General features: G+C 47.2%; 24 protein-coding genes. 7 read left to right on the forward strand and 17 right to left on the reverse strand.

Annotated elements, in window-relative coordinates; all coding sequences use genetic code 11:
* Window positions 1-47 precede the first annotated feature (47 nt).
* Window positions 48-536, forward strand: a complete 489-nt coding sequence (locus AAAA73_RS16475) for a hypothetical protein (RefSeq protein WP_340599590.1) — start codon at window positions 48-50, stop codon at window positions 534-536.
* Window positions 533-1429 (forward strand): cation:proton antiporter, encoded by an 897-nt coding sequence (locus tag AAAA73_RS16480; protein ID WP_340599591.1) that lies wholly within the window; start codon window positions 533-535, stop codon window positions 1427-1429. The genes AAAA73_RS16475 and AAAA73_RS16480 overlap by 4 nt, the downstream gene beginning before the upstream one ends.
* A gap of 47 nt (window positions 1430-1476) precedes the next feature.
* Here the strand turns inward: AAAA73_RS16480 and AAAA73_RS16485 are convergent, their stop codons facing one another.
* Window positions 1477-2109 (reverse strand): YkvA family protein, encoded by a 633-nt coding sequence (locus tag AAAA73_RS16485; RefSeq protein ID WP_340599592.1) that lies wholly within the window; start codon window positions 2107-2109, stop codon window positions 1477-1479.
* 237 nt (window positions 2110-2346) lie between these two features.
* Here AAAA73_RS16485 and AAAA73_RS16490 point away from each other — a divergent pair, with 237 nt between their 5' ends.
* Window positions 2347-2784 carry a hypothetical protein gene (locus AAAA73_RS16490; RefSeq protein ID WP_340599593.1) on the forward strand — a complete coding sequence of 146 codons (438 nt, stop codon included), beginning with the start codon at window positions 2347-2349 and terminating at the stop codon, window positions 2782-2784.
* Window positions 2785-2862: 78 nt separating this feature from the next.
* Here AAAA73_RS16490 and AAAA73_RS16495 read toward each other — a convergent pair whose 3' ends face one another.
* From AAAA73_RS16495 to AAAA73_RS16530, 8 genes are read right to left on the reverse strand one after another with little or no spacing between them, the layout of a single operon-like run.
* The gene (locus AAAA73_RS16495; RefSeq protein WP_340599594.1) at window positions 2863-3297 is read right to left on the reverse strand and encodes a ferritin-like domain-containing protein; all 435 of its coding nucleotides are present in this window, start codon (window positions 3295-3297) and stop codon (window positions 2863-2865) included.
* Between the two features lie 51 nt (window positions 3298-3348).
* On the reverse strand, window positions 3349-4755 hold the full coding sequence (locus AAAA73_RS16500) for a sigma-54-dependent transcriptional regulator (protein ID WP_340599595.1): 1407 nt from the start codon (window positions 4753-4755) through the stop codon (window positions 3349-3351).
* A gap of 40 nt (window positions 4756-4795) precedes the next feature.
* Window positions 4796-6373: a two-component system sensor histidine kinase NtrB gene (locus AAAA73_RS16505; RefSeq protein ID WP_340599596.1), complete on the reverse strand. Its 1578-nt coding sequence runs from the start codon at window positions 6371-6373 to the stop codon at window positions 4796-4798.
* Window positions 6374-7600, reverse strand: a complete 1227-nt coding sequence (locus AAAA73_RS16510; RefSeq protein ID WP_340599597.1) for a type II secretion system F family protein — start codon at window positions 7598-7600, stop codon at window positions 6374-6376.
* Window positions 7601-8644, reverse strand: a complete 1044-nt coding sequence (locus tag AAAA73_RS16515; protein WP_340599598.1) for a twitching motility protein PilT — start codon at window positions 8642-8644, stop codon at window positions 7601-7603. It abuts the gene before it with no gap.
* Window positions 8644-10344: a type IV-A pilus assembly ATPase PilB gene (gene pilB, locus AAAA73_RS16520; protein ID WP_340599599.1), complete on the reverse strand. Its 1701-nt coding sequence runs from the start codon at window positions 10342-10344 to the stop codon at window positions 8644-8646. Before pilB ends, AAAA73_RS16515 begins: the two co-directional genes overlap by 1 nt.
* A 47-nt stretch (window positions 10345-10391) precedes the next feature.
* Complete coding sequence (locus AAAA73_RS16525; RefSeq protein WP_340599600.1) at window positions 10392-11225, reverse strand: hypothetical protein; 834 nt, start codon at window positions 11223-11225, stop codon at window positions 10392-10394.
* Window positions 11206-12153 carry a bifunctional riboflavin kinase/FAD synthetase gene (locus tag AAAA73_RS16530; protein WP_340599601.1) on the reverse strand — a complete coding sequence of 316 codons (948 nt, stop codon included), beginning with the start codon at window positions 12151-12153 and terminating at the stop codon, window positions 11206-11208. Before AAAA73_RS16530 ends, AAAA73_RS16525 begins: the two co-directional genes overlap by 20 nt.
* Before the next feature lie 72 nt (window positions 12154-12225).
* Between AAAA73_RS16530 and AAAA73_RS16535 the strand changes: the two genes are divergently transcribed.
* Window positions 12226-14103, forward strand: a complete 1878-nt coding sequence (locus tag AAAA73_RS16535; RefSeq protein ID WP_340599602.1) for an ATP-binding protein — start codon at window positions 12226-12228, stop codon at window positions 14101-14103.
* On the forward strand, window positions 14100-15512 hold the full coding sequence (locus tag AAAA73_RS16540; protein WP_340599603.1) for a sigma-54-dependent transcriptional regulator: 1413 nt from the start codon (window positions 14100-14102) through the stop codon (window positions 15510-15512). The genes AAAA73_RS16535 and AAAA73_RS16540 overlap by 4 nt, the downstream gene beginning before the upstream one ends.
* On the opposite strand, the gene AAAA73_RS16545 is transcribed toward AAAA73_RS16540, so the two are convergent.
* Window positions 15496-16542 carry a glycosyltransferase family 9 protein gene (locus AAAA73_RS16545; protein WP_340599604.1) on the reverse strand — a complete coding sequence of 349 codons (1047 nt, stop codon included), beginning with the start codon at window positions 16540-16542 and terminating at the stop codon, window positions 15496-15498. The genes AAAA73_RS16540 and AAAA73_RS16545 overlap by 17 nt on opposite strands.
* Window positions 16499-17536 carry a glycosyltransferase family 9 protein gene (locus AAAA73_RS16550; protein WP_340599605.1) on the reverse strand — a complete coding sequence of 346 codons (1038 nt, stop codon included), beginning with the start codon at window positions 17534-17536 and terminating at the stop codon, window positions 16499-16501. The genes AAAA73_RS16545 and AAAA73_RS16550 overlap by 44 nt, the downstream gene beginning before the upstream one ends.
* A 250-nt stretch (window positions 17537-17786) precedes the next feature.
* On the opposite strand from AAAA73_RS16550, the gene AAAA73_RS16555 reads away from it, so the two are divergent.
* Together AAAA73_RS16555 and AAAA73_RS16560 are read left to right on the forward strand one after the other, a co-directional pair.
* Window positions 17787-18917 (forward strand): cyclic nucleotide-binding domain-containing protein, encoded by a 1131-nt coding sequence (locus AAAA73_RS16555; protein ID WP_340599606.1) that lies wholly within the window; start codon window positions 17787-17789, stop codon window positions 18915-18917.
* Between the two features lie 106 nt (window positions 18918-19023).
* Window positions 19024-19329 carry a hypothetical protein gene (locus AAAA73_RS16560; protein WP_340599607.1) on the forward strand — a complete coding sequence of 102 codons (306 nt, stop codon included), beginning with the start codon at window positions 19024-19026 and terminating at the stop codon, window positions 19327-19329.
* A 35-nt stretch (window positions 19330-19364) separates the two neighbouring features.
* On the opposite strand, the gene AAAA73_RS16565 is transcribed toward AAAA73_RS16560, so the two are convergent.
* The 6 genes from AAAA73_RS16565 to lpxA are packed head-to-tail and all read right to left on the reverse strand — an operon-like array spanning window position 19365 to window position 25253.
* Entirely contained in the window at window positions 19365-20528 is a 1164-nt protein-coding gene (locus tag AAAA73_RS16565) for a DUF3108 domain-containing protein (RefSeq protein WP_340599608.1), read from the reverse strand.
* Window positions 20492-21373: a lysophospholipid acyltransferase family protein gene (locus tag AAAA73_RS16570; RefSeq protein WP_340599609.1), complete on the reverse strand. Its 882-nt coding sequence runs from the start codon at window positions 21371-21373 to the stop codon at window positions 20492-20494. Before AAAA73_RS16570 ends, AAAA73_RS16565 begins: the two co-directional genes overlap by 37 nt.
* Complete coding sequence (gene lpxK, locus AAAA73_RS16575) at window positions 21345-22361, reverse strand: tetraacyldisaccharide 4'-kinase (protein WP_340599610.1); 1017 nt, start codon at window positions 22359-22361, stop codon at window positions 21345-21347. Before lpxK ends, AAAA73_RS16570 begins: the two co-directional genes overlap by 29 nt.
* Window positions 22358-23509 (reverse strand): lipid-A-disaccharide synthase, encoded by a 1152-nt coding sequence (gene lpxB / locus AAAA73_RS16580; protein WP_340599611.1) that lies wholly within the window; start codon window positions 23507-23509, stop codon window positions 22358-22360. Before lpxB ends, lpxK begins: the two co-directional genes overlap by 4 nt.
* On the reverse strand, window positions 23510-24436 hold the full coding sequence (locus AAAA73_RS16585) for a Gfo/Idh/MocA family protein (protein WP_340599612.1): 927 nt from the start codon (window positions 24434-24436) through the stop codon (window positions 23510-23512).
* A complete protein-coding gene (gene lpxA / locus AAAA73_RS16590; protein ID WP_340599613.1) occupies window positions 24426-25253 on the reverse strand; it encodes an acyl-ACP--UDP-N-acetylglucosamine O-acyltransferase in 828 nt (275 codons plus the stop codon). Before lpxA ends, AAAA73_RS16585 begins: the two co-directional genes overlap by 11 nt.
* Window positions 25254-25271 lie beyond the last annotated feature (18 nt).

A 25271-nucleotide genomic window follows, 5' to 3' on the forward strand; every position in this document is an offset into this window, starting at 1 on the left:
AATAAGGCTTTTGACAAACTCCGGACCTCCGTCATAAATTGCGCCCCATGAATGTTCCCCTGTCCCCCGAATCCCAACAAGCTCTCACTGAATCACAGCGAAATTTCCGCCAGGACTTTTCGACTTCACGGGGATATTTTACGGAAGCCGATGAACTGCGCCTGCGAGAGATCGCTTTGCAAAAACTGGATGCGAAGCTTGTGCAATCCTGTGAAAACACGGTCAGTTCAGCCCAGCTTCGTGAAGCATGGAATGCGGTGGTCACGGACTTTCATCGCAATCAATACTGGGGCTTTGCACCGACCTTTGAAAAACGCCCGAAAGTGCAAACCGAAGAGCAAAGGACATTTTGGGAGATGTTCCCCTATGTCTGGACCGTGATTCAATCCGGTTTGATTCTAAAAACAGCTGTTTATTATTTTGGGATTCAATCATCCAACGAACCCACAACAGAAAATCGCATTTATCTGATTCTTGCCTTGGCAACATCCGCTGGCACGTTGATTTTCTTTGCCTGGAGAAAGTCCCGCAAATGAAACTGTTTCTTTTTCTCTTTGCAGGATTATTGCTGGGGCCTTCCGCGCTTAAAATCCCACTCCCAACTGCTGCCACACCCATCGCCAGCATGTGCTCTTATCTGTTTTTATTTGTGGCCGGACTTGAACTCAGCTTCAAATCACTGGGGCGTCAATTATTGCCAGCAGCCAAACTGAGTGTCGGAGCTTTTCTATTCCCCTTCGTAGCGGGGTTGCTCACGGCGATGGTAGTCCTGCGCGACACCCCTTTGGCGGGCTCTGCGAGCTACGTATTTATCGCCTTGGCTTTGGCGGTTTCAGCCCTGCCGGTTGCAATCCAAATTCTGAAAGATCTGAAAATTTATCACACGGACCTAGGACGTCTGATCATAGCAACAGCAACTCTTTGTGATATTCTGGCCTGGGTGTTCTTTGCCCTGATCCTGCCCGCAGACAGTTTTAAAAGCTGGTTCATCACTCACTTGTCATTGGTCTTTTTCTTTTTGGGATTGGCTCTTTCCGATACGCCCTTCCCAAGTGTAAAACTGCGCTCGACCTTGTTGCGTTTGAATTCATGGATTTTTGCACCGGTGTTTTTTGTGAGCATCGGCTGGAAGCTGAACTTGTGGCAAAACTTGGATGTCTACCAGGTTCTGGTGGTGTTTGTTTTGGCCAGCGCCAGCAAATGGGGCGGCAGCTATTGGGTCGCCAGAAAAATGGGCTACACTGCTAAAAATAGTATTCTGATTGGCGTCACGCTGAACTCCCGTGGAGCGGTGGAAATCATCATCGCCAACTTAGCCCTGCAACAAGGACTGATTGGCGAAAAGATTTTCGCAACACTTGTGGTGCTGGCGATTGCCACATCATTGCTTCCGGGCCCGGCGACCCGACTCCTGAAGCTGCGGGAATAACAGATTCCGGGCATAAAAAAAGCACCCTTATGGGGTGCTTTTCATTTTTAACCTTTTAGGTTTTTGAATCGCAGGTAGTGATCCACCGCAATCGACAGGATCGCGTAGTCATCCAACAATCCCACCCCAGGAACTGAATCCGGGATAAAATCAAAAGGAAACACCAAGTAGTACATGGCACCGACAGCCACGTATTTGGATGTCTTTTGCAGATCGCCATCTTTAAGCACGTTCCAAAGTGTCATCACTTTCTCACGGATGCTTGGACTCTTGTTTTGCAGACCTTGTAGCGTCGCTTCATTGTTTTGAACGTAAGTCAGACTGTCATCACGCTGACCTAGACGAAGACATAGATCCATCAGACCATCTTCGTTGGCACCAGATTGTTCAAACTGAGTTGCTTGCAGGTCCATCATCATAAATGAATTGTTAGCAAACAAGGACTGAGAAAACTCGTAAGCTTCCTTCACGCACTCATGGTCTTTATCGATAACGCCATCTTTTACCATGGTCAAAATGCCTTGATAAAGATTCGTATCGTACTGAGCAGGAACTCTGACAGTTCCACCCTTTTTCAACCAACGACGCAAAGTCATGTTGGAAACTTGAAAATAGACGGCCAATTTTTCAGGACTCAATCCGGTATCTTTACTGATTTTGCTTAATTGGCTGATTTTCATAAATATATAGTATCACAGTGTTTGTTACATTTAAAGGGATGCTTCCTTGCCGTCCTGAGCCGAAAAACTGACGGCCAATCGTATAAACAACTTCAAATCCTATAAAACCGCCCTCATCTCTAAGTCCTTAACATCTGTGATTTAAAGACGCCCACAGCAACCCTTTGTTGCGCTCGAAATATTCCCATGGCAATCCGCAGAATCCCTGCTATATCAACAGCATATAAGGGAGAGTTTATGAGTCTAATGATGTCCATCGCGACACTTCTTGCATCCATCACTTTAAGTTTTTCAGCTTCTGCGCAAACCTTTAACGCCCCTACTTCGCCAAAAGCTGGTGAATTGAGCGCCATTGTTTGTTCCGAAAAAACTCCATCCGTATGCGCGCAGCTTCTTTATAGAACAGACATTTCTTCTGAAACAGAAGGTCAGTTTCAAGTTCTAATTCAAGGTTTCGATGGCACAACCATCAACAACTTCAAAGCGGATCTTTGGATGAACATGGGCCATCATGGTCATGGCTCATCTCCTGTTGATATCGTAGAAAACGCCAACGGCGTTTATCTGGTGACCAACGCATGGTTCGTGATGCGCGGAAAATGGGATGTGCGTCTTGATTTCGTTCTGAACGGTCAGGCTGAGCACTTGGAAATTCCGGTTTACGTGGCGAAATAATTGCCCCACACACACATCTGAAACGAAAAAAAGCCAGGATCACTCCTGGCTTTTTTTTATTCAAATATCTTCGTAGTTTTAGTGATTTACATCCAACATCTTACGAACTTCTTCAACGTGCTCAGTCTCCAAACGGATCTGACCGCGCACCAGTTCTTCAAGAGCCACGTCGTCACCAACATGTTTCAAAAGATCTTTATACTTAGCCAAAGCTTTCAATTCGAAATCCAGGCTTTCTGCCAAAATATCCAAAACTTTGTGCGTGTTGGTTTCCGGCACCGGAGACACCTTCAATGAAGGATGCCCCCCGTATGCTGTGATCTTTTCACCGATCATGGAGGCGTGGGCATAACCCTCGTTCGCCTGATCATGGAACCATTTAACGATAGGAATACGATTCGGTCCTTTGATCATCAGCGCATAGTGCAAATAACGAATAACCGCAGAGATTTCCATTTCGATAATCTCATTCAGCAATTCCACGATTTTCTTTTTGTCTTCTGGCACTGACATTAGGAGCCTCCTTAACTATTCCGCTAATTATTCCGCTAATTATTCCGCTAATTATTCGTCATCCAGCTCGTCATCACCGACGACGCCCAGATTGTATTTCTCAATGCGATAACGCATAGAACGGAAAGAAATATGAAGCAATTTTGCTGCTCTCTTCTTAACGCCACCCGCAGAGTGAATCGCTTTGATCAAAAGTTCTTTTTCAATTTGGCCCATGACCTTATCCAAGTCAACACCGTCATCACCCATCTCAATTTCATTGGATGACGCCATTTTGCGGCCAGAAGATGTGTTCACCATTGGCGGCAATGATTCAGGCAGAATCGTCGCACCACCCTCCAAGGCCACAGTACGCTCGATCATGTTTTCAAGCTCACGCACGTTACCTGGATAGTCATACTTCTTCAGAATTTCCATGGCTTCAACACTGATCGCACCGATGTTTTTATTCAGGCGCTCATTGTATTTCTTCAGGAAATGGTTGGCCAAAAGTGGCACGTCCTCACGACGCTCACGCAAGCCCGGAGTTCTGATATTGATTACATTCAAACGATAGAACAAATCCTGACGGAAAGTGCCCTTAGCCACCATCTCCTCAAGATTTCTGTTTGTCGCAGCGATGATACGCACTTCCACTTTCGCGTCTTCTGTGGCACCCACACGACGAATCACGCGTTCTTGAATTGCACGAAGAAGCTTAACCTGAATCGTCAATGGCAACTCACCGACCTCATCCAGGAACAGTGTTCCGCCATCAGCAACTTCAAATAGACCGGCCTTATCAACCACTGCACCGGTAAAGGAGCCTTTTTTATGACCGAACATTTCTGATTCCATCAGATTTTCAGGAATCGCACCGCAGTTCACGGTAACGAAAGGACGATCTTTCAACGGACCGTTATAATGGATCGCTTTGGCAACGACCTCTTTACCTGTACCTGATTCCCCCGTGATCAAAACGTTTGTTGGCGTTTGTGATACACGTTTAACCATGTCAAAGATGACGTGCATTGCCGGGGAGTTCCCCACCATGCTTTGGAATGAGTATTCCTTGGTAAGTTCTTTTTTAAGAGTTCTATTTTCAACTTCCAAATTGCGCGAACGAAGCGCGTTTTGAATGTTCAAACGAACTTCATCGATCTTAAATGGCTTCGTCAGATAGTCGTAGGCGCCCATTTTCATGGCTTCAACAGCTGTCTCTGTCGTGCCGAATGCGGTGATCAACATAAACACTGTATCCGGATAGGATTCTTTCACGTGTTTAAGAAGTTCAATCCCCGTCACATGAGGCATCTGCAAATCGGAGATGATCATATCGAATGATTTTTTTGTCAGAAGGTCTTTCGCTTTTTGGCCGTCTTCAGCCAAAGTGATCTCATAGCCTTCTTTTTTCAGCATGATCTCTAGAAATTCGCGTATTGATTCTTCGTCGTCGACAACAAGAATTCTCGGCTTCATGTATCTCGCTCCCACATCCTGTGAATATAGTCTTTATTCTTTAGTTTGCTTTAGGGAAAGTCAAAACAAACTCTGTCCCCACACCTTGCTCACTCTCAACAAAGATCTGCGCCCCGTGGCCTTCCAGAATTTTATGAGTAATAGCTAGACCAAGGCCTGTACCTTTGGGTTTCGTCGTGTGAAAAGGTTCAAACATTTTTTTGCGTGTGGCTTCACTCATACCACATCCAGAATCGCGCAAACTGATCACGATGGCTTTTTCATTTGCCACTGCTTTAACGATCATTTGAGCTTTGCTCGAATCCTGCATCGCCTGATAAGAATTCAAAACGATGTTCAGAAAAACCTGCTTAAGCTTATCACGATGACCCAGGATTTTTAAGTCCTGACTGATTTCACGGATCTGCTCGATGTCGGCTCTGACCTTCCCGTCCGTTTTGATCGCATCCAGGACTTCATTCAACAGAAACGCCATATCCACCGCATCCGTAGGCGGCTTTTCCGGACGGGCATAATCCAAAAACTCAGTGATTAGGTTATTCAGACGATCGATCTCGCGCAGGACGATTTTCATCAACTTGCGATCATCATCGTTGGTCACGGTCTGAGTCAGCATTTCAATGCTGCCACTGATTCCCGCCAACGGGTTGCGTATTTCATGTGCAATCCCAGCAGCCAAACCACCCACTGCCGCCAGTTTTTCATTCTGACGAGCAGCAAATTCAAACTGACGAATCTTGGTCAAATCATCAACCAAAGCAATCGAAAGAGGTGCTTGCAGGTCCGGACTGTACACTTTGGATAAAGTCACACCCAGAATCTTTGCCGTTTGATCGGAGCTTTCAACATACTTCAAATCACCTCTGAAACCGTCAGAGGCTTTTTCCGTTTCAGGAAACAGACGGTACCAGTTAAGACCGGTGATTTCAGTTTTACCCAGGATATCCAAAGCGGAATTATTCGCAGTCAGCACCTGTCCGTCTGATGTAAAAGAAAGCATTCCCGATGGAATGTTCTCCATGATGAACTGATTTAATTCCTGTGCAGAACGCAGACTTAAGCCGGTTTGTTTTAATTCTTTACCGACTGACTGCAATTGCTCACTCAGGAAACCCGCAAGTCCCGCCACCGAGAAAAATGCGATATTATTAAGCGCCAACAGAAAAAAGAAATTCAACGCCTTCATTTCCGGCGAAAACAAAGCCGCCGTTGTGAAGGTGATACTGGTGAATAGAGCCAGAGTTAAGGCACCCACTCCCCGACATGCAATTCCCGCCAGCAGAATGTTCACCAGATGCAGGAACATCAATAAGGACTGATTCAAACCGAAGTAATAAATCAAAAGCGATATGAAGACTGAATCCAGAACAAAACCCAAAAACAGGGCGCGCGGATTCTGCAGCAACTGATCCCACTCAGAAATCCAGATAATGTGCAGACCCAACGCCAATGTCAGCACCAGGTAAAAAGGCGCCTGCACGGACCAGTTTACGAAACTTCCCTGAGCCATCGTTGAAACCACACTGATCAACAAGACAATGGCAAAAAGACTGACGCGAGCAAACTCGACCGTCAGTCCTTGTTTCTTATTACTCTGAAGGGCGTAACTTAAGCGCAATTATCCCCCGCCGACAACGTCTGCCATACTGAAGATTGGCAAGTACATGGCAATAACCAGGATCGCGATGATACCACCCAGGAAAACCATCATCAAAGGTTCCAGCAATGAAGTCATGGCTTTCACGGCAGTTTCAACTTCGTCCTCATAGAAATCGGCAATCTTACCCAGCATGATATCCATTGTACCGGATTGCTCACCGATGGAGATCATCTGCACCACCATCTCAGGGAAAACTTTTTCTTTACCCAATGGAGCGGCGAAAGTACGCCCCTCTGTGACTGAGGCTTTACAACGAAGCAAAGCTTGCTCGATGACGATGTTGCCGGCAGTTTTTGCGGAAATGTCGATCGCTTCAATCAAACCCACACCCGATGACAACAAGGTCGAAAGAGTACGAGTCAAACGGGCAATTGCCGACTTCTGAATCACTTCACCGAAAACCGGGACATTAAAGAAAAGTCGATCCATGGTATCGCGCCCCTCGTCGGTGCGATAATATTGAAGAATCGCAAACGGAATACCCACCACACCCGCCAAATACAGATACCACTGATTGATCATGGAATTGGAAAGTGCAATCACGGCCTGAGTCAGTGCAGGTGGTTCTTTACCAGCAGAGTTAAAAAACTCCATAAATTTAGGAAGGATGAAAACCAGGATACCGGTGATAACTGCAAATGCCACCACCAGAATGACGGCTGGATAAACCAAAGCGCCCTTCACCTGACTTTTCAATTTTTCTGATTTCTCCATATAGAGAGCCAGACGATTCAAGATACCATCCAGGATACCGGCTTCTTCACCGGCCTGGATCATGTTCACATAAAGTTTATCGAAAACCAGCGGCACTTGCGCCATGGAATCGGCCAAACGACGACCGCTTTCGATCGAAGTCTTAACCTGACCTGCAGCACTTCTTAGAGGCCCCGGACGTAAACCTTCAGAAAGAATTTTCAGACAATCCACCACCGGAATACCGGCGTTGATCAATGTTGCAAACTGACGAGTGAAGATCTGCAGATCCTTCCCCTTGACGCGTCCACCGAACATGGGTTGCGAAGCACCCGGCTTTTTTCCACCAGCTCTTGCCACCACCACAAGTTTTGTTGGCATCAACTGCTGCGCACGCAGACGAATGATCGCCTCCTGCTGAGTTGCCGCCTCGATCTCTCCCGAGACGATTCCACCTGTGGCCGCTTTGGCCTGATACTGGAACTTAGCCATCTAGATGCCCACCTTTTTGAGCAACTGATCCAAATGATCCGGATCGCGGGATGTTTCAAAGGCTGTTTTCAAATCCACACGACGGCGAATCAAATGCTGCAACAGGGATTGATTCAAAGTCAAAATTCCTGAGTGCTCTGGTGCTGTTGTCAAAACAGACTGTAGCGCTGTCATTTCCTGACGCTCGATAAAGTCACGAATCTGTGGTTTTACCAATAGCAGCTCGTGAGCAAATACGCGATCATTGCCAAGTCCTGGCATCGCATACTGCCCCAACCCCATGGAAAACACCTCTGCAAAACGAGATGATCCATGCTGACCGAAACGATCCGTCATCACCGACAAACAGCGACGAAGCGCATTCATCAAAGACGGTGCACGCATGGAATAGATCACAAAAACGCCACGTTCCGCCAAGGCCATCGCCTCAAGGAAGCTGCCATCATCAGAAGCTCCGTCGTAAACCACGACATCCACTCCGTTCAACAGACTGTCACGCTCGTCTTTGCTGGCAAAAATGCCGTTATGATATAGAAAACAGGATTTTTCCTCGCGCATTTGCGGGAATGGTCTGGTGGAGAAAACCACACCCATGAATGATTTTTCCTCACCCATTTTTTGCATGGTTTTATACAGCGTCCCCGTCTGCCCGGATTCACCGGCACCAGAGACAATCACCAGTCCCTTCATGCGCAGGCAGGTTTCCAGATAGCTTCCCGGTAGCGGCATATCGAATCTTGAACCGTCCAGATCCAGATCGATGATCGCCTTCATGGTACTTTCATGCTGAAAGAACGAAAACCCAATGCGCATATTCTCAAGCGCGGTTTCACCAACCACAGCACCTGTTGTTTCCAGAACCGTTTTTTGATTGTCATCCAAAAAGCTCTGCTGAAGAAGCTTCCACTCCGTCATCAATCCCGGAGACTTTCTTAAACTTTCCCAACCCGTGGTGCTGCGTGCACGAGGCTCGCTACCAACGACAAACAGGAATTCCTGGGATTTCTTTGCTTTTGCTTGCATTAACAATTCAGTCAAACTCATTATGTGTCCTTCACAGATGCATTCAAGACTTCTTCAATTGTTGTTTGGCCTCGTTTAAGTTTCAACAATGCAGAACGGCGAAGCGTTTTCATTCCTTGCTCACGCGCCAGGAAACGCAACTGCCCCGTCGAGGCCCCTTTAAGAATGGCCTCTTTCATTTTTTCCGTCATGGACAGCAACTCGTACACTGCCAAACGACCTTTGATGCCGGAGTTGTTACAGTTTGAACAACCTTTTCCGCGCATCAGCTTATAATCACCGACTTCCGCCTGCGGCACACCCAGATTAATCAGGGTTTGAGCCGGAACTTCAATCGGCGCTTTACATGATTCACAGTTTTTACCAACCAGACGCTGAGCCACCACCAGATTCACACAGGAAGTGATGATATAGTTCGCCACACCCATTTCGGTCAGACGAACAACAGTACCAGGAGCATCATTGGTATGCAGAGTACTTACAACCAAGTGACCCGTGGAGGCCGCTTTAAAGGCAATCTCTGCAGTTTCAAGGTCACGAATCTCCCCCACCATGACGATATCCGGGTCCTGACGAAGGAAGGATTTAAGCGCGCTGGAGAAATTCAAGTCGATATCAGGATTCATCTGAACCTGATTGATACCTTCAAGATTGAACTCGACCGGATCTTCTGCCGTGGAGATATTCACGTCCGGTTTGTTCAATTCCGCCAAGGCAGAATAAATTGTCGTGGTTTTACCAGAACCCGTAGGCCCCGTGATCAACACCATCCCCTGCGGAAGATTGATCATGGATTTGAAAAGTTTCAAATCGTCTTCTTCGAAACCAAGCTTGGTCATGTCCAATTGAAGATTGGATTTATCAAGCAAACGCATAACGACTTTTTCGCCCCAAATCGTTGGCAGAATGCTGACACGGAAGTCCATCTCGCGGCCTTTTTTGGTACGAACTTTCAGACGACCATCCTGCGGACGGCGCTTTTCAGCGATATCAAGCTTGGACATGATCTTGATACGCGAGGCAATGGCGGCACCCGTTCCTTGTGGGGGTTGCGTGGCTTCAACCAGATTACCGTCAATACGAAAACGTACACGGAATCTTTTTTCATAAGGTTCAAAATGAATATCCGAAACCTTCTTGATGATCGCATCGCCCAAAATCTGATTCACGAATTTTACAATGGGAGCTTCCTCGCCGCCAGAGTCGGAATCGATGATTTCAGCGGTGGTAGAGGCTGCATACTCCTCCTCCATACTTTCTGCGATGGTATTAAGATTCTTAACGTTGATGTTACCGCCGTAGTATCTTTCGATACTGGCAGCAATCGCCGTTTCAGTCGCAACCACGGCCTGGATTTTACAGCGCGTGATAAAGCGCAAGTCTTCCTTAACCATGATATTGCTGGGATCTGCAAAAGCCACGACCAGCGTGGATCCGGCTTTTTGCAATGGAATCAATTGATTACGATCACAAACATCTCGGGGAATCAGCTGTAAAACTGTCGCATCAATTTCAAAAGAGGAAACTTCCACGCCGGGCACTGCAAAGTGCTTTTCCATCGCGCGAAGGATTTGATTTTCCTTAAGAAAACCAAGCTGTGTGATAACTCCCGTCAGTCTAGCTGTCCCGGATTTCTTTTGTTCTTCAACAGCGTGCGCAAGCTGATCCGGTTTGAGCAGACCCTGCTTAACTAATATTTCACCAATCTTGAAAGAAGACATTGTGGCTCCCCAGATATAACTTTATACCAGGGTGCCGTTTTTTGTAACTAGACGGAAGAAGAGTTTTCGTTCTTGAACTCTTCGATCCAATTCGCAAGGTCAGAGGGCTTCAGCAGATGAGATTGCTTGAGTTTCTCGAAAACTGTCTCGACCAAAGCCTGCAACATATCTTTGGGGAACAGAGCCTTCAACTCCGCCTGCTTTGCCTCGTCCATCAACTCACTTTGCAGATTGCCAAGGTGCAAATCAAACGCATACCCGCCAGTTGTCATGAAATTGAAATATGACAAATCGGTCAGGAGCTCACTCTCCGAGTCCAGTTGAACTGTGTTGATGATCAATGAAGCGTTGATCGGCTGAATGGTCAATTCCTCCATCGGCAGAACCTTGAACTTGATCCCCAGATTTCCCCGGGACAGAATGCGGGCTTCGCGATACAGCTGGGTGATGTTCTCCCCCATCAAATAGATTTCAGCGAATCCCAATTCTGTGCAAACCGCCGCGGCGATTCGCAGACACTCACCCTCACCAACGACAAAAGCTGGCATGCGAATATCCACATCACGGGCCTGCTCCACCAAAACTTTATGAAGTGCCTCATAACTTAGAAGCCGAGGATACCACTTCGCACCTTCCGGCAGATACATATCAAAGCATTCCAGCAAACGAACCTGCGTTGGCAAAACCTGCAGCGAAGGATAAAGAGCGCGAGATTGCTCGAAAGAAAAAAATGCGGCATCCGCGCCCGCCAAAAGCTCCTCGGAAAACGTGGGGTGCTGCTCTGGAACAGGAAAATCCGGATTTTTTTTCGCAATAAACTGCAAAAATCGAAACAATGTACTGGATTCGCCCTCACGGAACTCAAGAATTTTTTTGTTCATCAAAATACTTTCGGGCGGCTGCCATATCGGAAAAAATCTGCTGCTTCAAAGAATCAATCCCGGAAAACTTCATTTCATCCCTTAAAAAATACAACAACTCCACTTCGACTTCCACGCCGTAAAGCTGCGCATCCATATCGAAAATATGACTTTCAATTTTTACCGGACCCGCTTTGCCGTCTTCCTGGAAAGTGGGATTCACACCGATATTTGTGATGGAAGGATGATTGTGCCCGTTGATTCTGGTGTAAGTGAAATACACACCTTTGCGAGGCACAAACTCCACATCCGGATGAATATTGGCAGTGGGCACCCCGATGGTGCGACCGCGCTGAAAGCCTTTTTCCACGTTGCCACGCAGGTAATAACGACGCCCCAAAAGTTGCGCCGCTTTGTCCACCTCACCCGCCTGCAAAGCCTCACGAATGCGCGTCGATGAAACCACCTGGCCATTCAACTGAAAGGGGGGAATCACAATCAAACGTATCCCCTGTTGCGCACAAAATCCCTCAAGGAAAGAGATGTTTCCGGTGCGATTGGCGCCGAAATTAAAATCGTGCCCGACGACCAGAGTCTTGGGATTCAGATTTTTCATTACATAGTTTTGCAGGAAATCCTGAGCGGAAACCTGCGCAAACTCACGAGTGAAATTTTCGATGATCACACACTCGATACCACCAGCGGCAAAGCGCTCCTGCTGGTCGCGAAGATCGAACATTCTCTGGGTTTGGCGCTCTGGAAAAAGCACTTTTACAGGGTGAGGATGGAAAGTATACACAACCCCAGGAACACCATAGTGCTGGGCTTCGCGAGTAACAGTTTCAATCAGTTGCTGATGCCCCAGATGAACACCGTCAAAATTGCCAATTGTGACGACAGAGGACTCTATAACAGACCCCATCTGCCCTACGCCTTGATAGATATGCATATTTTTCAATATACCTGTTTCCGCGCCCGGCGGTAAGGGCTTTTAATAGTTGATATTTTTAATAAATTTGCTATGTTGCAACGCGTGCAACAAGGGACCTTTCAACAGTATTTAAATCGCGTTTTACACCGCAGCGAGGTCCTGCTGAGGTACTTCTTACGCCAACGCGGTTTCTTTCTTCGTTGCTTGTTGTGTTGGGCGATCGGATGCCTGGCTCTTTCCACTGATGAAGTCACGTCCTATGACCAGCGTTTCAAGCTTCGCGGTGACCAAAAAGTCTCCTCACAAATCGTTCTAATCACGATTCGCCAATCTGACTTCACCGGTATCTACACCAAACATTCCTCTTTGCTGGATCTGGACTCGGCAACCGACGTCACTGACAGCTACTTTTGGAACAAACGCATCTGGAGCCAGTTGCTGGCGAAAGTTCTGAAGCAAAACCCCCAGGCCGTGGGTGTGACTCTTTATTTTGGCGATAACATCGGCGGCGTTCAACTGACTCCTGCCGAACAAAAGACCTTCCTCGACCCCCGTGTCGTTTGGTCCACAACGACGAACAGTCTTGAGCGCGTTTTGACTCCGGCCTTCAGCAATCGTGATCACACCAATCTTGGCGCCAACGAAGTTCGCCGTGACGAAGACGGCTTGGTGCGCCGGGTATTCCCGCAGCGCGCGGACATGCCCCATTTGGTTGAAAAAATCACAGGCAAGACCTTCCCCACAAGTCTTGCGGGACTTCCCATCAACTATCGCGGCTCCATTTATAATTTCACCCAATATGGTCTGAGCGAAATTCTCTACGATGAACTTCCAGCCAACGCCTTTGCCGGAAAAATCATCCTGATCGGGGCTGAAACCTCGGCCTCTCCGGTTTACCTGACTCCGGTGGGAACACTCACTCGCACGGAGATTATGGCCCACATCACCGACACCCTGCTTGGCAACAAATGGATTCAACGTCTGGATTTCTGGTGGTACGCCCTGGGCTTTTTGTTTTTGATGGGCTTTGCCATTTTCATCATCACAACCTACCCGCAATCGGTGGCGTTGTTTTTTGTGTTGTGGATTGCGACTTTATTGGCGGCCTTGTCAGCCTGGGTTTTCGACAGCTTCTATTTCTGGTCCCCGGCTTTTGCGCCGTTCGTTCTATTGGCTGCGACCTGGACGATCTTCATTGGATACCAGGCAACAAAAATTGAACGCAAGAACTTCGCCCTCCAGCAGGAACAGCAGTACCTGGCAGAGCTGGAACAGCTTAAAAACAATTTCGTGAGCCTCATTTCCCACGACCTGAAAACACCGATCGCAAAAATTCAGGCGATCGTGGACCGCTTGTTGACGCAAAATCAGGATCAAGAACTGCAAACGGATTTAAAATCCCTGCGCACATTCGGTGACGAACTGAATCGCTATATTCAGTCCATCCTCAAAGTCCTGCGCATTGAGTCCCGCGAATTTAAAATCAACAAAGACGCCGCGGACATCAACGAGGTGATCGAAGATGCTCTTTCCACTCTGCGCCCCCTGGCTGCAGAAAAAGGCATCCGTATTCAGACTCATCTTGAGCCCATGTTCTCTGTTGAGTTTGATACGACCCTGATCAAAGAGGTTGTTATCAACCTGGTTGAGAACGCGATCAAGTACACGCCCGCCCAAGGGTTGATTGAGGTGACTTCCTCTGAAACGAACGAAGATATCAAAGTCGAAGTCAAAGACACCGGTGACGGTATCAAACCCGAGGATCTGGACAAAGTCTGGGGCAAATTCACCCGCGGCAGTGATCAGGATTTAAAAACCAAAGGGACCGGTTTGGGTCTTTACTTAGTTAAATATTTTATTGAACTTCATGGTGGCAAAGTTGCGATGGATAGCAAATGGGGGCAAGGCACGACTGTGTCCTTCACCCTTCCACTGGAATCTGAAGATGTTATCGAGGAGATGTTATGATCAATCAACTAAGCACTCTGATTGTGGACGACGAGGCGGAACTGCGCCGTTCGGTCATTTCCATTCTAAAATCCACCATGCCGGAAATTGAATTTACAATTGACGAGGCCTCCACAGGTAAAGAGGCTTTGGATAAAGTAAAACAACAATCCTGGGATCTGGTTTTGATGGACGTGAAGATGCCGGAAATGAATGGCCTGGAAGCGTTGACCGCCATCAAGGAGCATGATCCTCGCACCTTCGTGGTGTTGATGACCGCACACTCCAATCTTCACGATGCTGTCCTTGCAATCAAAGAAGGCGCTTACGACTACGTTGAAAAACCGGTCAATCCACAAACGTTGACAGAGATCGTTCGCAAAAGCCAGGAAGCCCGTGATCTGGTTTCCAGCCTGGCCTTGTCGAATCCGATCTTTGACGATGATATCGAATCAGAGTTCGTGGGTTCTTCGCAAAAAATGAAAGAGGTCTTCAACCTGATCTATCGCCTGTGCAAAGTGGATACGACAGTGTTGATCCGCGGTGAAAATGGAACTGGTAAAGAACTGGTGGCACGCGCGATTCATTTCAACTCCCCTCGCAAATCCGGAAGCTTCGTGGCAATCAACTGCGGCGCGATCCCGGAAAGCCTGATGGAGAGCGAACTCTTCGGTCACGAAAAAGGTGCCTTCACCGGCGCCATCGAGCGCAAAATCGGCAAATTCCAGATGGCCAACAACGGAACTTTGTTCCTGGATGAAATTGGCGAGCTTCGCCCTGACATGCAGGTCAAACTTTTGCGCGTGCTTCAGGAAAAGAAGTTCACTCCTGTGGGCAGCAACCGCGAAGTAAAAACCAACACACGTATTATCGCGGCGACAAACCGCAACCTTGAAAAAATGATGGCCGATGGCACCTTCCGCGAAGATCTTTTCTATCGTTTGAATGTCATGCCCATCTTTTTGCCGCCATTGCGTGATCGCTCTGACGACATCCAGGCGCTGGCACAGCACTTTATCAAAAAGTTTGCCCGTCAGCATGGTCGCACCATTAATGGAATCGACAACGAGGCCTTGGAGATGCTTAAAGCCTATCGCTGGCCAGGAAACATCCGCGAACTTGAAAACGTGATCGAACGCGCCTTCATCGTGGAGAACTCCCAAAATATCACACTGGAATCCTTACCGGAATCCTTGAAGCTTGCTCCCAAGGAAGCTCCCGAGAAAACGGCCAATGTCGGTTACTCCGGCCCGTTGGACTTTGACGTGTTCAAAGAAGGCATGGAAAAGGAATTCATCGTGAGTGCTTTGAAAGCAAATCAGGGTCGAATCAATCAAACTGTGGCTCAGGCAAATATTCCGAAAAACACCTTGCTAAGAAAAATCCGCAAGTACGGAATCAACGTCAAAGACTTTACGAGCGAAGAATAGTTTCGGCTTTATCGACCACCTGCTCTGCTGGCAGGTGGGTCATGCAGACGTGAGTTTTGATAGGACACACTTTATGCCCGTGCTTGCCACAGGGACGGCACGGCAAGTTTTCCTTCTGAGCAATATATGAATCTGCTGACCACGGTCTGAATCCAAATCTTAAAACAGTGGGACCAAATACGGCGATCAAGGGAGTTTCACAAGAAGCCGCCATATGAGAGGCCGCACTGTCATTCCCGATCAACAATCGCGCACGGGCAATAATCTGCGTCGACTCTAAAATAGAGGTCTTTCCGGCAATACAAATCGAACCCGGAATCAAGTCGGTCACTTCCTGCGCCAGAGCTTCCTCGCCCGGCCCGCCCATTACATAAATCTGAAAGCCTTGTTCCTGAAGTGATTTACCGGTTGCGACGAATCCCTCTTTGGTCCAACGCTTAGTTGCCCAAACGGATCCCGGGAACATCAGTACACCACGACCTTCACTCAACGCATTCAGGTTGTAGCGAGATTGCAAGCCCGCATACACATCCGTGCATTGCATGATTTTTTCGCGAACACTCATCGATGACCATTCCGGAGGGGAAGGCAGCTTACCCTTCGAATCGAGTTCATAAGGTTTGACGCTGTTTTGATAACTAAGCAATAACTCTGGCAACTTGCCATCCACTGGTTGCAACAGACTCATTTGGCGCATTGGATCCGGAAGCATCATGGGCTTTTTCACCGTCTGGGAAAAAGCCAGAAAGCTGAATGGTTTTTTAAAACCGATTTTATGCTGAGCCTTGATTTTGCGACAAAAGAAAATCGTGCGCATGGATTCGTGGGGGGACAAAAGGTAATTGACCTGGTGCTTTGCAATCACCTGCAGTGCCTGCACATAAGAATCTGCATCACCTTTTTTGATTTCAAAAATATGATCTACCAATTTTGTTTTGATAAAGAAGTCGCCAAAACCTTTGCGACACACCAGCCCCAGCTCGTGATCAGGCCAAATCTGACGACAACGTTTCAGGAGTGGAATTGCCAAGAGCAAGTCCCCCAGAAAGGCTGTTTGTACGACAAGATTCAACGGCATGAACGATCTCCTGCAAAGAGACCTGATCGTAGCACATTATGCTTTTTTCACAAGCTCTCTTCCAGCAAGGACTGCATGAGCTCTTGGTTAGAATAGATACTCCGCGGCCATACAAATCAATTTCATGAGCACAGGTTGGGCCGAACCAGGCCACCACTTGTCGCCCCTGAGAAATCGCCATATGCATGCCCAGGCTGTCACCGGTGATCACCACATCACACGCTGCAACGCTGATCAGACCATCGCGCAAGCCGCTTTCAGTGGCAGTGGAAATAACTGGCAAACCGCGGGCGATCTGCACATTTCGCTCAGTGTCTTCGGGACCACCCAATAGCACAATTTGCGCCTCAGGATATCTGCTTTGCAAAGAAGCTATCATCAATCGATGAAACTCCACTGTAAGCTTTTTCGCTGCAATAACATTGCTGCATCCGGTGTTAAAACCCAACACCCACTTCTTGCCGTTGGTCAAAAACCCCGAGCGACGCTCCTGCAACTGCGTCTGCTCTGACTCCGTCAGCGGCAACCAGTAGGAATCTCTTTTATACGGACCCAGTTCCAAGGCTTCAATCATGAGCTGCGTCTCGGGCTTTTGGTTTTCGAAGAACTTTTTTTGATTATTCAGACCCAGCTCCCACAACTCTTCTGCGGCGGGAGTTGCCGGAAGAATCGCTCCGTTCACTGGATTTGCGGTAAAGCCAAATACCTGTAGCACTTGCGTGTGACGAAGTACACCGACAGCTTTAAGAGATTTATCAATAACAAATGCGACATCAAATTCCAGAGACCGCAACTGCAATAGATCAGCCTCGCGAGTTGTCAGCACCCGATCAATCACGGGATGATTCTGCAACAGCAAATGCGCGGGTGCATCGGTCACCCATGTCAGCATGGATGAAGGATACTTGCGTTTGATCGCTTTTAACAAACTCGTACTGCGAACCACTGCCCCCAGCGCCCCCAAATGTACGATTAAAATAGAAATTTTTGGTGCATCATACGAGACACAGTCCGAGTCACAGCTCTGACTTTTAGAACAGGGTTTGTATCCTGAAAAATACCGACAATTGGTTTGCGCCATAGCATTATTGTAGAACATCAACCCCATCCATATTGACTTTCAAGGGGTCTGGTCATCGATTTTCAGGACCAAGGCCGCGGCAAAAAACACCCGCATTTTTCCGATAAGCTCAGGGATGAAAATAGAACGTGAAGTGATTCAACTTAAACCCATCAAAACCCTGAAACACGCGCAGGGTGGCACCGTGACTTTACCGTCAGGTCTGGGCAGCTTTGAGCTGAATGCTTTGCAATTTTCCTACCTCGAAGTTCTGAAAAATGGAGTTTCCATCGAAGGACTTGTGCAGTTCTTTCTGGGGCAAGGATGGTTGGTCAGCTTCCGTGAACTCTACAGTCTGATTCAATTTCTGGTGCGCGAAAGACTGATCGCAAATCAAAACATCATCGACTATTTTAAAAAAGTGAACTCTGACGACTCGCCGTTGGTATTTAGCTCCATCGACGTTATGAATGGCAAACAGATCAAACCCGATCCTGCAACCCTGCCGTTCTTTCGCTCCCTGGAACCCCATCTGGCCAACTATCTGCTGCAAAAAGCAGAGGTTTTTACTGTGCCGCCCAATATTCGCATCACTCATTCCGGGCAAAGCAGTCGTGATCTGTTTATTTTATTAAAAGGACAAGCCTCCATTTACAAAGTCATCTCGGAGACCCGCAGACAGCTTGTGGCAACACTGGGCTCAGGGGCTCTTTTTGGTGAAAGAGGATTTCTGCTAAGCCAACCGCGCAATGCCGATGTTATCACCAGTACAGCCTCTGAAGTTCTAAGAGTCCATCACCTGCCTGAGTACGACAACCTTATCAAGTCTGATAAAGCCCAGGCCCTTCAGCATCGGTTTTGGGTGATGCAGGCCCTGCTGTCATCACCGTTTTTCAAGGACATCCCCACGGACAGTCTGGATGCCTTGATATTCACCGGACGCCTGGTACAGGCTCCCGCAAACCAGGCTTTATTTCATGAAGGCCAAGCCGGCAATACGTGCTACATCGTGATTCAAGGTTCTGTGGTTATTAGTCAAAAGGGCACTGCCATTAATGTTCTAAACCAAGGAACCTGTTTTGGTGAAATCTCACTGCTGGTTTCCGGAGGCGTCAGAACGGCGACAGTAACCACTCAAAGAGATACGGTTTTATTGGAAATCGAACAGAATGCATTCTATAAAATGCTGGCTCAGAATCTTATTTTGGCCAAGGTTATTGAAACCCTGGCAGCTTCCCGCCTTGCCCGCGACATGAAAAACTCTTAGACGTTACGGTCAAATTCTATAAGGCCCCTTACCTTGAAATCGTAAAAAACAACTTCCTCCCTTCGCTGTGATATACCTGCCAGTAATTCACCAGAAGGACGGAAAAATGAAGTACTTGCTTCCACTGATTATGCTTGCGGCACTCCCTGCTGGAGCTCGGTCTCAGGATATCAACGACCAATTCAATAAAGTTTCTGCTCAACTGATTGCCAACGACGTACAAACGATCGTCATCGAGGACGCCTATCCCAAGGGCAACTGCCTGCCAGATGGCGCCTCTTATATGGTGGCTTTGCAGGTTAAAAAAATAGTCTGGGATGAAATTCTGGAAAAAGACGTCGAACAATGGGTGACTGCCAAAACCGTCAACGTCAACAAAGCGACTGGCCGCATAGTTCAATACTGCGATTAATAAAAAAAACCCGGCTCATCACCGGGTTTTTTATTTTAGGGAAGTTTTCCCGGTTTGATCGAGACAACCTCTGACACCAAGGTTCCAATTTTGATCTTGGCTTCGATTCTAAGAATGTACTTGTGCTCGTCATCAGACAACCAGATCAGATTTTCACCGATCGGTTTGAACTTGCCCTTCAGAGTGATATTTGGCTGAATTACGATTGCTTTCATCGGACCCAGTTCTGTATCCAAAACTTCCTTGCGAATTGCTTTGCCCGAAAAAACCAGATTCTCTTTGTCATTGGATACACGGAAAGCATATTCCTTGCCGACATCCCACTGAAACATGCGCATATAGTAGATCGCACTATAGACATTTTGCGCATACTCCTCGAGTTCCCATTGTTCGCGCTTTTCCTCTTCGCCGTCCTGCTTGGTCACTTTCTTTTCCCAGAAAGTTGCTGTTTTTTTATTGTTATCAAATAGCATTTTGGCTTCACGCAACTGTCCGGATTCTTTTACATGCAACTCGAATACGGTCGGCGTCAGTTCCTCGTAGTCCATGAAAATATCGATGTTATCTTCAACAGTATAAACTGAGGCAAACAAGGAGATCGTCTTAATCGCGATGTTATGCTTGTAGGATTTACGACCATTCACTGTTGCCATAGGCAAGGTTTTAAAACGCAACTCTCCGGCTGACATTTTGAAGTAAGACACATCGTGTACGACTTCTTCACCCACACGGAAGGGGTCCACGATGGGACGTCGTCCATTGAATCCTGCATCATCTTCAATCACTGGTTGTCGGCGGGTTGAGACTGCGGCTTCAGATTTTTTATCTTTACCATTCTTAGACTTGGAAGATTCCTTAGCCTTGGCCGCCGGAGCAGTTTTTGCGGGCGCAGTCACCGCTTTGGAGCTTTTGGATTCTTTTGTAGGCTTTGCGGCTGCCGTTGTTTTCTCATCCTTGGCAGCGGTCTTTGCTTCGACATCCTTGGTATTACCGGCAGCAACTGTTTCCGTGGCTGGGGCTGAAGGCTCTTCAATCTTCACAGCCTTTTCAAATTCATCCATAGTTCCAAGCTGATCGGCTTTTTCATACTTCAAAAATGAAGTCGAACATGCCGACAACATTGAAACTGCGAATAGACCTGCTGCAATCGAAAACTTATCCACTAAAAATCCTTCCAACGCCTGTGAACCCACATCCATTGCTCTGGATGCTTTCTGACTATTTGCTCAAGCTTATCTGTAAACGCCTGCGTGATATTGGCGATACTCTGGTCCTTATCTTCAACGATAGAAGGGCTCAAGTCCATAGCTGGCTCAATCACCACGTGAACTTTCCCATCCTGTCCTTCATAGGTATAAATGGGCAATACCGGTGCTTTGGTTTTTTGTGCGAATAAAGCCAGACCATAGGCTGTGCCGGTGCGTTTCCCAAAGAAGGTTGTCGCTACACCAAAAGGTTTTCCCATGTACTGATCCAGAACGAAGACAAGACCTTCATTGCGCTTAAGAGCTTTCAGGATTTCAAAAGCATTATTAGGCCCATGAGCTTCGATATACCTGACACCTTGAGCGCCCCGAACCGAGAACCACAGATTGTTAAACCACTGGGTCTTGAAGCTTTTTGAAATGATATGAATCTTTTGACCGATCACACTAAGGGCGTTGGCAGCCAAATCCCCGTTGCCCAAATGCAGTGTCAGATAAAAAAATCCTTTGCCGTTGGCAAGAGCCTGCTCGTGGTTTTCCAACCCCTCAAAGACCACATTTTCATCCACCCATTGGCGTGACATATTCGGAATAAAAAAGAATTCACCAAAATTATAGCCCAATTGGTAAACGGACTCGCGCCCCACTTTTTTTCTTTGAGCGTCTGTCCACTCCGGAAAGGCTATTTCAAGATTACCAAGAACGATTTTTTTTCGGAAGCCAAAGACATCCCACCATAAAAATCCAATCCAGGAACCCGAAAGTCGCTGGATCTTCCGTGGCAATATGCTGGACAGAAAGATTCCGATTTTAGCTAAAAAGTTGGCCAATAATTTCATGCAGACGTCCTTTGGTCCCAAATTCCGTCACCTGCAAATTGGTACTCCAGAGCTTTTCAGGCTCTGGCAACAGACGACGCAACTTCACCGCATCCTTGGATGTAGTCACTAGATAGTCGGCACCCGACTTCTTAAAGTCATTCCAGATTTTTTGCGCATCAGACTCTGTGTACTGATGATGATCGCGGTAATGAAGGCTTCGTTTGGAAATCTCTCCATAGGACCGCATCATCTTTTCAAAAACATCCGGTCGCGCAATAGCCGACACCAGGAACATGCACTGACCTTTTAATATCTCGGTGGGTGCAGTCTCTTTGCCATTATTCAATTCAACGATGTCATAGCCGAAATAAAGAATCTCTTTACCTGGTGGCAGATGATCCTGAACGACCTTAAGACTGTTTTCATCCGCAAGGTTGCACTTTGTGAATAGAATCACATCGGCTCGTTCAAGCCCTTCCCAGGATTCGCGGGCACGGCCTTCTGGCACAACCTGATAGTTGCTCCACGGCTCGGTCGCATCCAGAATAACAATATTCAGATCACGGTGCAGTTTTCGATGCTGAAATCCATCGTCGACGACGATCACATCGAACGGTCCATAATTCTTCGTTGAGTATTCCGCCGTCTGCCATTTGCTGTCGCCAACAAAGACTGTGACATCCGGATTGGCCTGAGCCAACAGTACGGGCTCATCACCATAGTATCGAGCCGCATGCGGATGTGTGACATCAACGCGTACGGAAGCGGAAGCATCTGCCCGATACGACCGGCTGACGACTGCGACTTTTTTATGTTCGCCGACCAGGGACTTCAGGCAAAAATCCGTGATGGGAGTCTTCCCCGTTCCACCCATTGTCAAATTTCCGATACTGATAACTTTCATAGGCGGCTTATAGGCCCCTAGAATTCCACGGTCATAAAGTGAGTTTTTGAAACCCACGATGTGATCATAAATAAATGACAATGGCTTCAGTAATGGTTTCATACCGTCAAATACTCATCCAATGATTTCACCACGCGTGAAGTGGCCCCTTTGTCGCCCAAGTAAGAACGCAAAGATGCCAGATCTTTTTTAACTTCCGCGGTATAGGCCGCATCCGAAATATAGCGATCCAAAAGTGCCGCCATATTTTCTGCGGTCACATCATTCTGGAAACGTTCAGGAACTGCTTCTTTATTCAGAATCAGATTCACCAATCCATAGAACTTGGTCCCACGCACGAAAATACGGGCAAAGATACCGGTCAACCACTTCATTTTATACATGATGACCATCGGCTTTTGCAGAAGACCCACTTGCAAAGTGGCTGTACCTGAAGCAACCAGCATCATATCCACCAGATGAATCATTCTAAATGGCTCATCCTTTAGCAGAATATATGGCAGACGGAAGTCCTCCAGATACTCCTGCATTTTTTCTTTGGTGAATGTAGGAGCTGTCAAAATGACGATTTTTAGATTGTGATACTTTTTTGATAAAATTCGCGCGGCATCCAATTGAATCTGGAAGTGCTGCTTAAGCTCCAGACGACGACTGCCCGGCATCAATCCAAGAACAATTTCGTCATCGCGAATGCCGACTTGATTGCGGTGAGTTTTAAGATAAGTGGCATCATCAATCAGACGCTCATCCAATTCATCCAACAAAGGATGACCCACAAATTCCACAGGAACGCCGTGCTCTTCATAGAAAGGCACTTCGAATGGGAATAGTACGAATACTTTTTTGCAATATTTTTTGATGGTCTTAACCCGGCCTTTGCGCCAAGCCCACACCTGCGGAGAGATGTAGTAAACCACGGGAATTCCCAAGGCATGCAGTTTTTTTGCAAGCATCAGATTGAACTCCGGATAATCCATCACAATCGCCACTTTAGGACGACGTTTTTCAGCCTCGCGAACAAGACTGTCAAACACACCCTTCAGAAGACCGTAGGAGTTGATAATCTCCGCAGCCCCCACAACGGCCATTTCTTCGGATTTCCCCAGACGTTCAAATCCCAGGTTTTCCATGTCCTGACTGCCGACACCAAAAGCATGGATCTTACGTCCCTGCTTTTTCCAGGTCTCAAGAATTCTTTGAGCATAAGTCACACTGGAGGCCTCGGCGGCCACGAACAATACTTGATCCATTTATTTACCAATCATTTTTTGAATGTCTTCGATGGCGCGCAAAGCTTTCAATCCATCCAGACCTGTAACCACCGGCGTTTTGTTATTCAAAACTGCATCGACGAATGCATCCGTCTCTTTTTGCAAAGCATCGGCTTTATCCACCGTCCACTTGGTGATTTTTGTCAATTCATCGCCGCCAGCACCCTTCTCGACTTTTTCAAGTTCATGGATCCCGGTGTTTGCGTAAATAGTGCAATCATCCTGAACCACACGAATGGATCGCTGACCCACCGGAGAAACACGACTGACCGTGATGATGCCATGGATGCCATTTTTCATTTTAAAGGAAATGGATGCAGTATCCAATTCCGGAGAAATCAACTTTGTGCCAGAGCAGATCATGGATTCAATCTCGCTGCCTGTTAGCCAGAACAACAAATCCATATCGTGAATTGCCAGATCGTGAAGAACGCTGACGTCAGCCCCACGAGCCTTGTAAGGCGCCGTTCTGATCAGCTCGATCGTTGACACATTTTTCATGTGCTTTTTAAGTTCATTCACAGAAGGATTGAATCTTTCAATATGACCCACTGCCAATTTCACTTTGTGTTTTTCAGCCAGACTTAGCAACTCCTCAGCCTGAGGCACCGTTGCTGTGATTGGTTTTTCCACGTTAACGTGAACACCGTTTTCCAGGAAAAGTTTGGCCACTTCATAGTGACTTTGCGTACTAGCCGCAATTGTCACCAAATCAACCTGACCGATCAAATCCTGTGGACGATGAAAGCTTTTAACTCCCAACTCAGCGGCAATTTTATCTGCCTGAGCCGGAAAGTGATCACAAACCCCGATCAGTTCCACGTTCGGATTATTTTTATACTTTTGAGCATGGAAGTTACCCAGGTAACCGACGCCGACAACGGCGGCACGTAGTCTATTGCTCATCTTCTTGCCAACCTTTAGGGCTTCTGTCGACCGCGATTCCGCGCTTCGATGAACGGATAAAGTTAATGAAATACTCGATGTTCGGGCTCATTGTGCATTCTTCCTGAACACGCTTGATGCCTTCCTCAACAGTATGGGAACCCATGATGATGATACGAATCGCTTTATGCACATTCGTCACTTCTTCACGTGGGTAACCTTTACGTGCCAGACCGATTTTATTGGTAGCACGAATAGTCGCGTAGGTACCTTGAGCGCGGCAGAATGGAATAATATCCTTATTCACGATACTGCTGCCTGCGATAAACGCCATTTTTCCGACTTTGGTGAATTGATTCAAAGCACTCATACCACCGACGAACACGCCGTCAGCGATTTCGCAGTGACCACCCAAATGGGTGTTATTTGCAAGAATGACATTGTTGCCAAGTTTGCAGTCATGCCCCACGTGTGTGTAAGCCATGAAGTAACCGTTATCACCAATTTCTGTCTTTTTGTCGCCTTTGGAGGTCGCCAAATTCACAGTCGTGAACTCACGGAACATATTGTTGTTACCAATAATCAAAGAAGTAGGCTCGTTCTTATAGGAAATATCCTGAGGAGCTCCACCGATAACCGCACCCGGGCAGAAGTGATTGTTGGCGCCGATATCCAAAATACCGTAGCGCGAACCCAGAGTAACGTGACCTTCCACGATCGTGCCTTTGCCGATCTTCACCTTGCCTTGAATAAGGCAATAAGGACCGATTTCAACATCATCGGCGATCTCAACATCAGGGGAAACAACACTGGAAGGATGAATTTTATAATTTGCCATGGAACGTATATCCTAATT

The organism is Bdellovibrio sp. GT3 (assembly GCF_037996765.1).
GTDB lineage: Bacteria > Bdellovibrionota > Bdellovibrionia > Bdellovibrionales > Bdellovibrionaceae > Bdellovibrio.